The organism is Methanobacterium sp. (assembly GCA_030017655.1).
Classification (GTDB): Archaea; Methanobacteriota; Methanobacteria; order Methanobacteriales; family Methanobacteriaceae; genus Methanobacterium_D.
This window is the reverse complement of record JASEIM010000016.1, coordinates 39,461-47,682: the sequence shown is the minus strand read 5'-3', so window position 1 is coordinate 47,682 and position 8,222 is coordinate 39,461. Positions and strand designations below refer to the sequence as shown.

The window sequence follows — 8,222 nt, the reverse complement described above, 5'->3', positions numbered from 1 at the left end:
ATCATTGGACTCGGCAGTCCAGTGGATACTGTAGTTATATGTGGTTATTTATGGTCTTTAACTGCTTTTACAGGTATTTTTCAAAATACATCTTTATCTGTAGAACCTGATTTTCAAAAAGAAAGAATAGATGGTAAAATAACCTTAAAAATTAAGTTAAGGCTCTTCTGGATAATAATTGAATCATTGAGAGCATTGACCAAAAGATCTTTTAGATCTCTTTTCAACGAACTTAGAAAGATGAGATAATGATGAAAGAATTTTCAAATAATTTAGAAATAAAGAGGACAGTATTAGAACCTTTTGAAGTTGAAGGAAGAACTATTTATCCAGTTGTGGATGTTTTAAATATTACTGCAGGTTTAAGACTTTTAGATATATCTCCAGTTGCTCTAATTATTGAAGAAAATGAGGATAAGTATATTTTTCAATTGAGTTATAGAGAAATTGATGAAAATGAACTTTTTGATCTCTTTTCTTCTTTTAAAAATATGAAAGAAATTCAATTATAATAAATTTATTTGGACATTTCCATGGCAAATTTCAGTGATTCTTCAAATTTATCTATGCAATGGACAGTAACTGGGATGTTTTTTATTCTGCTTTTCATATAGGCCTTTTCTTTACAGCCAAAAGGAACTATTAAGTGAAGATTAAAACAGGATTTAGAAGCCAGAAATTTCCACTTATTTTCAACTTCAGGTGATAGAATATCGGTACATGTTTCAAATTCCACAACTAAAATATCATTTATTCCACGAAATGCGAATATATCTGGAATATATCTGCCGAATTTAATAGGAATTACTCCTGAAATTCCATTAGGATGTCTTTGTAGGTTAGTTTTTACACTGTATCCCTCTTTTTGAAGTGTTTCAACAACAGATTTTACCATTTTCCCCGGAACTCTTTCAACCGACATATTCTTAAGTATTGTGCCCATTATATCCCTTATTAAATTTTTTACTAAATTAATATTGAATAAACAATGTATATAAATATTTGCATTATATTGATATATGTTCATGTTTTTTGGACAATGATCCAATTATTGAAAGAAAATAGAACAATTAATGTAATAAAATGTAATAATGATAGTATTTATAAAGAAATGTTTATTTTTTCATTTAAAATAGTTAATTTTGTTCATATAATATACCTGTTATGATGGATAAAAATTCATTTTTTAATCAAATTATTGATAATATTTATATAGTAGTTTCAATACTTTATTACTATGGTTACAATATCTTTAAATTTTGTTTACAAAGTTAGGATATTTTGGTGATATAATGGAAAAATTAAAAGATGAAATAATGAAAATAAGATATATGATCCTTGTAAAGAAGGGACTTGTGGATGACAAATATGAATCTTATGAGAACATGTCCAAAATTGTGGAAGAATATGAAAATCAATTCATCCCAGGAACAGTGCTGCTTAGTGAAAAAGCAGGATACAAGCTCCGTATTGAATATCCTGTAGAATAATAACCTTATTTTTAATTAATAATATATATAAATACTTATTTTGAATCACTTTTTTTATATAACTGCAATTTTCCCTGCTTCTGTAATGGCGAATTTTTCAAAAAATCTTGATTTTTCTACAAGTCCCATATCCATGAGCCCTGCTAAATGTTTATAGACCATAGCACGTGATATATCAGCTTTTTGTCCTATTTCAGCCGCAGTTAGGTCTTCAGAAGACAAAAATTCCAGGATTTTTAGTCTTGTTTTGGATAAATCTAATTTTAAAACAGGAATTCTTATTATTTTCTCATTATGACAGGTAAAAATAGCATTTACACCTTCTTTATTTGCCACAAAGTTGATCAGGGAGCCAAGACCATCTCCTCCACATGCGATGAATATTTCACCATGTTTTTTAGCTGCATTTATTATTTCTGCAATTCTTTCACAGATTTCTATAGGATCATCGGTATCTATTATAATTTCTCCGCCTTTAATGAATTTATCAAGCTCAGTTTTTCTATGATGCTTATCACTTATTAAAATTAAGCCTTCAGCCTGTGTCTTCATTGATACATTAAATAAACACTGTCCTTTAAGGTTAGTAATCAAAGTTCTCATCTGGTCACCTCAAATTAGGTTCTGGTTTTCAATAATTTAATATTGTAAGATTATTCTCACTTTAATATTGAATGTTCTATAATAAAAGTTATACAGATAACAAGGTTTATTAAGTACCCCTTATTTATCTTATAAAAAATGGATAAATGGAGGAACGGAGGAAATGACCGAAGAAGTGACATCCAATGAGGAAATATCCACACGTCAAATTAATAGTGGAATAAAAAAAGAAATAGCAAATGATAACAATCTTTTAAAGATTGAAGTCCCTGAAAAGTTAGATTCTATAGCAGTTGGACTCAAAGAAGGAGTTAGTATCACTTTAAAAGGTGATGTTGGAGATTTTGTAGGTGCATTAACTGATGGTGCAAAAATAGAAATTGATGGTAATGCCGGCCGTTATGTTGGAGATAACATGACAGGCGGGGAAATAATAGTTAATGGTTCAGCAGAAGATGGAGTTGGCTTTGGAACCTATGCAGGAACAATCGTTGTCAGAGGAAATGCTGGTAATGGAATAGGGCAGCTGAACAAAGGAGGAGTACTTGTTATTGATGGCAATATTGGAAATTTAGCCGGTCTTTACATGTTAAGTGGTGATATTATCGTTACTGGTAATGCAGGAAATGATACCGGGGACTGGATGATTGGAGGATCTATTTACATTGGGGGAACATATGAAACCGGTACAAACGCTGAAGTGCGTGAATTAGATTCTGATGATAAAAATAAACTTAAGGAAATCTTTGATACTTATAAAATAGAAGCAGATATCAGTAATTTCACTAAACTCGAACCTAAAAAATTAAGACCATTTTACGGGTGATCAAAAATGAAACAAATTCTTTTAACAAATCCAGAAGATTGTGATGGATGTAATGAATGTGTAGAGGCTTGCAGTAAAGTTAACAATGATAGCGCATTATTTTTACATAAAATGACCAAAGGATACCAGACAACAGTCTGTCAACAGTGCATAAATCCGTCATGTATTAAAGGATGCTTTAGAGACGCAATATATCGTGAAAACGGCGTTGTGAAAATTGACCATGATAAGTGTATTGGATGTAGATTATGTGTCTTAATGTGTCCTATTGGAAGTATAACTTACACTGAAGACTTGATGCTAAAATGTGAGCAGCAATGCGCTGAAACTAACGGTGGAAAACTCGCATGTGTTGAGGCATGCGAACATAAGTGCTTAAAAGCAGTAGATGTAAGGGATGTGGCCACAGGAATCCAGCAGGGATTTGAAATAAACGGATCATCATCACAAAGCTCAGCATTGGTCCCATATGATTCTTCAGACCTTGCAAATGCCACACAGGGTCTGTGTGTGTTTTGTGGAACATGTGAAATTGTCTGTCCAACAGATGCAATTCAAATAGTAGATAACCATGCAGAAATCGATAAATCAAGGTGTATAATGTGCGGATCATGTTTTGCAGCATGTCCTGTTTTAATACCAAGCGGTGCTGGAAGTATCTGGGATCCAAGAACTATTGCAGATATAAGATTCACATCTAAAGCAGGTAAATATGTATTAAGAGGTTTTGGAACTGAAAGACGTCTTCCAAACTTCGATGACATTATCATACTACCAGCCCAGGCATCAATTGCCCCGGTAGATAAATACAGAGAAGCCTGTAATACAGGAGTTGTTCTAGGGACAAGGTATGCAGAAGAACCTCTCGTTTTAGATACTCCAGTTTTAATTGCAGGAATGTCATTTGGTGCACTAAGTAAGGAATGTAAAATAGCATTTGCTAAAGGTGCATCACTTGTAGGATCATGTGCAAACACTGGTGAAGGTGGAATGCTTCCAGAAGAAAGAGAATATGCTGATAAACTGGCTGTTCAATACTCCTCTGGTAGATTTGGAGTCTCAGTTGATTATTTAAACGCTGGAGATGCTATTGAAGTAAAAATAGGTCAGGGAGCGAAACCAGGAATGGGAGGGCACCTACTTGCAGAGAAGGTCAGTCCGGAAGTAGCTCAAATAAGAGGTATACCTATTGGAACTGATGCATTAAGTCCATGCAGATTCCTGGACGCAACCAAAGAAGGAGATCTTGCAAAGCACATTGAACTCATAAGGGAAGTAACTGACTGGCGTATTCCAATAATAGTTAAGTTAGGACCTGGAAGGGTGGATGAAGATGTTAGAATCGCTGCAGAAGTAGGAGCTGACATAATCTCAGTTGATGGAATGGAAGGTGGAACAGGAGCTGCTCCTGAAGTAGTTATTGAACATACTGGAGTACCAACACTTGCTTCACTTGTTCAGGCTGTAAATTCCCTTGAGGAAATGGGCATGAAGGATGAAATAGACCTTATAATTACTGGAGGGATAAGGAGCGGTGCTGATGTAGCTAAAGCCATGGCTATGGGTGCTGATGCTGCATATATTGGAACTGGAGCAATGATTGCTGCAGGATGCCGTGCTTGCCGTATGTGTTACACAGGAAAATGTCCTGTAGGAGTTGCAACTCAAGATCCAATCTTAAGAGAAAGAATGGACGTTGACATAGCCGCTGAAAGAGTTGGAAACTACATTAAATCTATGACAGAAGAAACAAAGATGCTAGCACAACTTGCTGGTCACAATGACATACGTAACTTCTCTCCAGATGATTTAAGAGCGCTTGATACTAACACAGCAGCAATAACAGGACTTAGACTTATAGGAAAATAAGATTTTTTTTCTCCTTTTTCTTTTTTAGGGGTATTTGAATAAAAAATAAAAGTTTTTAGAATAAATTTTTATTTATTCTATTTTTTTGAACTCTTTTTTAGGTGCTCCGCAGACTGCACATATTTCCGGAGCTTCTTTTTCTACTGTGTTTCCACAGAAATTACATACATAATAAAATGTTTCCACATTTTCTCCAAGGTTATCCAACGCATTTTGATAAAGTCCTGCATGAATTTCTTCTACCTTGTTTGCCACATCAAAGCTCCATAATGCGCCTTTTTCACCCTCTTCTTTAGCTAATTCTATCATTTTTGGGTACATTTCTTTAAATTCAGCAACTTCTCCTTCGATTGCTGTTTTGAGATTTTCTTCGGTGCTTTTTATTGCTCCCATAAATTGAAGATGGTTATGTGCATGTACAGTTTCAGCATAAGCTGCGGCTCTAAATAATCTTGCAACCTGTAAAAATCCTTCTTCATCAGCTTTTTTAGCAAAAGCTAAGTATTTTCTGTTTGCTTCGGATTCTCCAGTAAAAGCTTCTTTTAAATTATCCATTGTGCTCATTTAACGGCCTCCTAAATAATAATATCGATCTTATTTTTGTTAGCCTGGACTATTTATTTTTTGTTATTTAAATTCATTTTATTAGGGATACAATGCAATTTAAATAATAATAAACAATGTATTCATCCAAGTAAAGGGTAATATTAACATTTATAGATAAAAATAGTATGATTGAAATAGAATAAAATAAAATAAAAAAATTAGGCTGTTTTAACAGCCATTTCGATGTCTTCAGCTTTAACAGTTTTCCTTCCAGCGTGTTTTGCAAGCTCTACAGCTTTTTTTGCAATTTCTTCACCTTTTTCTTCTAAGGATTTTGCTAAAGCTTCTTTTGCATCATCACTTATTCTTTGAGCACCAGCATTTTTTATGATCCTTCCAACTGGAGCAATTGGTAATTCAGCCATAATTTCACCTCCAGTTTAAGCTATGCAACCATAATATTTAAACTTATCTATTTTAATCCAAGATCTGGCTATGATAAACCCCATAATGTTATGGTAAATGAGCATAGCATATATCGAAAAAAAATAAGATGACCCATGATTAATGGAATATTGTAGATAGTGAACTATGGATTTATACTTTAACTTATAAGTTATAAAAATATTAGGGATGTCTGGTTGTTTGTAGGTCATTATTATAATATACCAAAACTTTTAAGATAATGAAGATTATATGAAATCGCATGTTTAAAAATCTGAACATTGATCCAGAGATACAGAATATACTTGAAAAAAGCATTGAAAAGGAAATCTCAGTTGAAGAAGCACAAAAATTAATGGAAATCAGAGGAAAAGAACTTCAAGCGCTGATTATTACTGCAGACCTGCTCAGGGAAAAGTTAGTTGGAGATAATGTTACATTTATCCAGAACTGGAACATTAATTTTACAGATATCTGTACAGGAAACTGTGGATTCTGTGCATTTAAAAAGAACCCTGATGATGAAAGTGCCTATTTTTTAAACATTGAGGAAATTGTAAGAAGGACAAAAAAAGCTGTTAATGATGGTGCAATTGAGGTCTGTATACAGGGAGGTCTTCATCCAGATATCGATGCTTATTTTTATGAAGATATTCTTTTAAAAGTTAAAGAAGAAGTTCCAGATGTTCATATACATGCATTTTCTCCAATGGAGATATTTTATGGATCTTCAAAGGCGGATCTATCAATAAAAGAGACACTTAAAATGTTGAAGAATGCTGGACTTGGATCAATGCCGGGAACTGCTGCTGAAATATTGAATGATGATGTAAGGAGTATTATATGTCCTGGAAAGCTTCAAACAGCTCAATGGATTGATGTAGTTGAAACAGCGCATAAAGCAGGAGTTCCAACGACATGCACCATGATGTATGGCCACATTGAGAATATAGATCATAGAATTGAACATCTCGAGATTTTAAGGGATATTCAGAAAAAAACTGGTGGATTTACAGAATTTGTTCCTTTAAGCTTTATGCATAAAAATGCCCCAATTTTTAAACAGGGAATTTCTAATGCAGGTACAACAGGTGCAGAAGATTTAAAACTTTATGCTGTTTCAAGATTAATGTTCAGGGATTTAATAAAAAATATTCAGGTTTCATGGGTTAAACTCGGCTTTAAATTTGCTCAAATTTGTCTTATGGCAGGTACAAATGATCTTGGCGGTACTTTAGGAGAAGAGAATATATCAAGATCTGCTGGAGCTGCACATGGAGTGTATACCCCTCCAAGCGAATTAGAAAGAGTGATAAGAGATATTGGAAGGATTCCAGCTAAGAGGAATACACTATACACTGAAATAAAAGAATTATAAGATATAATAAAATTATTTCTTTCTAATTATAACTCTATCGCCATCTTCCGCTGCCTTTAGCACATCTAAATTCTCTGTAATTTCGCCGATATGGTTTACATCGGATGCTGGCTGTGAATCACCATAGAAAACACAAAAGGCATTTCCTGGCGGCCAGTAGGATATATCACCGCATTTTGATTTTCCAGAAGGGTTTTCGTAATCTAGACCTACAGGAATGGTAAAATAGACTTCTTCAAAATATATGTTTGCTTTTCCTTCTATTGGTAGTGCTTTGTATACTTTTTCTGCCGTTTTTTTATTTCTATCATCCAATATTCCAATAGCTTTTCCTTTTCCCACCACTTCAATTTCGATTTTCATTATTTCACCTGTATGACTGTAACAGTTCTTCCATGATTTTAACGCCATTTGATGTTCCAATTCGTGTAGCACCGGCTTCTATCATATTTAAAGCTGTTTGCAGGTCTTTAATGCCGCCTGAGGCTTTTATACCTACATTTTTCCCAACAGTTTCCTTCATAAGATCAATATCTTCTACAGTTGCGCCGGAAGTGCCAAAACCAGTGGAAGTCTTTATAAAATCTGCTCCAGATTCTTCTACTAGCTTACATGCCCTTATTTTTTCTTCTTCAGTTAGCAACCCAGTTTCTATAATTACCTTAACTGTGCGGCCATTTGCAGCCATTATTACCCCATTTATATCCTCTTTAACGCTTTCATCTAATTTAGACTTAAGGAGACCAATGTTCATTACCATGTCTACTTCATCTGCACCAGATTCAACAGCATCCTTGGTTTCAAAAAACTTTATTTTAGAGGTATTTGCCCCGAAAGGGAATCCTACAACGGTACAAACCTTTACATCAGAGCCCTTCAACTGATCTAAGGCAAGATTAACGTATGTTGGGTTAATACATACGCATCCAAAATTATGCTCTTTTGCACCGTCACAGAGCCTTTTAATATCAGTTCTGGTCGCATCTCTACTAACATTGGTGTAATCTATCATTTTTGCCAATTTATTGGGATATTTAATCAAATCCATAATTTAACGTCCTAAGAT

The 8,222-nt window shown here is 33.9% G+C and carries 12 protein-coding genes; 6 read left to right on the top strand and 6 right to left on the bottom strand.

Going from position 1 to position 8,222, the window contains the following annotated elements; translation table 11 throughout:
• Both QMD61_08110 and QMD61_08105 read left to right on the top strand, forming a co-directional pair.
• On the top strand, positions 1-249 hold a 249-nt coding region (locus QMD61_08110), incomplete at its 5' end, for a DUF2953 domain-containing protein (GenBank protein ID MDI6724596.1).
• A 2-nt stretch (positions 250-251) separates the two neighbouring features.
• Positions 252-512, top strand: a complete 261-nt coding sequence (locus tag QMD61_08105) for a hypothetical protein (protein ID MDI6724595.1) — start codon at positions 252-254, stop codon at positions 510-512.
• Positions 513-517: 5 nt separating this feature from the next.
• Here the strand turns inward: QMD61_08105 and QMD61_08100 are convergent, their stop codons facing one another.
• The gene (locus QMD61_08100) at positions 518-943 is read right to left on the bottom strand and encodes a hypothetical protein (GenBank protein MDI6724594.1); all 426 of its coding nucleotides are present in this window, start codon (positions 941-943) and stop codon (positions 518-520) included.
• Between the two features lie 349 nt (positions 944-1,292).
• Between QMD61_08100 and QMD61_08095 the strand changes: the two genes are divergently transcribed.
• Positions 1,293-1,490, top strand: coding sequence for a hypothetical protein (locus QMD61_08095; GenBank protein MDI6724593.1), 198 nt, complete (start codon positions 1,293-1,295; stop codon positions 1,488-1,490).
• A 54-nt stretch (positions 1,491-1,544) separates the two neighbouring features.
• On the opposite strand, the gene QMD61_08090 is transcribed toward QMD61_08095, so the two are convergent.
• Entirely contained in the window at positions 1,545-2,093 is a 549-nt protein-coding gene (locus tag QMD61_08090; protein MDI6724592.1) for an ArsR family transcriptional regulator, read from the bottom strand.
• Between the two features lie 163 nt (positions 2,094-2,256).
• Between QMD61_08090 and QMD61_08085 the strand changes: the two genes are divergently transcribed.
• Both QMD61_08085 and QMD61_08080 read left to right on the top strand, forming a co-directional pair.
• Positions 2,257-2,919 (top strand): tributyrin esterase, encoded by a 663-nt coding sequence (locus QMD61_08085; protein MDI6724591.1) that lies wholly within the window; start codon positions 2,257-2,259, stop codon positions 2,917-2,919.
• A gap of 6 nt (positions 2,920-2,925) precedes the next feature.
• Positions 2,926-4,788: a glutamate synthase-related protein gene (locus QMD61_08080; GenBank protein ID MDI6724590.1), complete on the top strand. Its 1,863-nt coding sequence runs from the start codon at positions 2,926-2,928 to the stop codon at positions 4,786-4,788.
• Positions 4,789-4,860: 72 nt separating this feature from the next.
• Here QMD61_08080 and QMD61_08075 read toward each other — a convergent pair whose 3' ends face one another.
• Positions 4,861-5,352, bottom strand: a complete 492-nt coding sequence (locus QMD61_08075; protein ID MDI6724589.1) for a rubrerythrin family protein — start codon at positions 5,350-5,352, stop codon at positions 4,861-4,863.
• A gap of 200 nt (positions 5,353-5,552) precedes the next feature.
• Positions 5,553-5,759: a histone HfoA2 gene (gene hfoA2, locus QMD61_08070; GenBank protein MDI6724588.1), complete on the bottom strand. Its 207-nt coding sequence runs from the start codon at positions 5,757-5,759 to the stop codon at positions 5,553-5,555.
• A gap of 281 nt (positions 5,760-6,040) precedes the next feature.
• Between hfoA2 and cofH the strand changes: the two genes are divergently transcribed.
• Positions 6,041-7,156 carry a 5-amino-6-(D-ribitylamino)uracil--L-tyrosine 4-hydroxyphenyl transferase CofH gene (gene cofH / locus QMD61_08065; protein ID MDI6724587.1) on the top strand — a complete coding sequence of 372 codons (1,116 nt, stop codon included), beginning with the start codon at positions 6,041-6,043 and terminating at the stop codon, positions 7,154-7,156.
• A 12-nt stretch (positions 7,157-7,168) separates the two neighbouring features.
• On the opposite strand, the gene QMD61_08060 is transcribed toward cofH, so the two are convergent.
• Positions 7,169-7,519: a cyclophilin-like fold protein gene (locus QMD61_08060; GenBank protein ID MDI6724586.1), complete on the bottom strand. Its 351-nt coding sequence runs from the start codon at positions 7,517-7,519 to the stop codon at positions 7,169-7,171.
• Between the two features lie 4 nt (positions 7,520-7,523).
• Positions 7,524-8,204 (bottom strand): deoxyribose-phosphate aldolase, encoded by a 681-nt coding sequence (deoC, locus tag QMD61_08055; protein ID MDI6724585.1) that lies wholly within the window; start codon positions 8,202-8,204, stop codon positions 7,524-7,526.
• Positions 8,205-8,222: the final 18 nt, after the last annotated feature.